Annotated in this window: 1 pseudogene; it reads right to left on the bottom strand. The window is 33.8% G+C overall.

From position 1 onward, the window contains the following. Nucleotides 1–169: 169 nt before the first annotated feature. Nucleotides 170–305 (bottom strand): annotated as a pseudogene (locus tag PZE06_RS27825) (ATP-binding protein); the annotation flags it as partial.

Genomic DNA, 305 nt, shown 5'->3' with positions numbered 1-305 from the left:
GTAAGATAAAGATCGAAATAAGCATTATGAACAGAGTCATCAGATTTACTATAGCTGTTTTGATTAATACATAATCACTATGACCAATGGCTTGTAAAGCATATTTATAAACATTATGTAAGGGATGTAGACGTCAAGTCGAATTTTACACTTTTTGCTCGTTTCCTTTTTACACTTCTGTTGAAAAAATACTATTCCTGTTTTTCATCCGATGACTTTCCTCTTCCTCTCCACCATGTATGACTTCCACACGATGATGTAAACGATCTAAAATCGCTGTCGTAATGCCTTGATCTCCAATTAAA

It is taken from the genome of Robertmurraya sp. DFI.2.37 (genome assembly GCF_029211245.1).
In the GTDB taxonomy this organism is placed as follows: Bacteria; Bacillota; Bacilli; order Bacillales; family Cytobacillaceae; genus Robertmurraya; species Robertmurraya methanolica_A.
The sequence above is the reverse complement of the archived record's forward strand: the minus strand, read 5'-3'. Positions and strand labels throughout refer to the sequence as shown.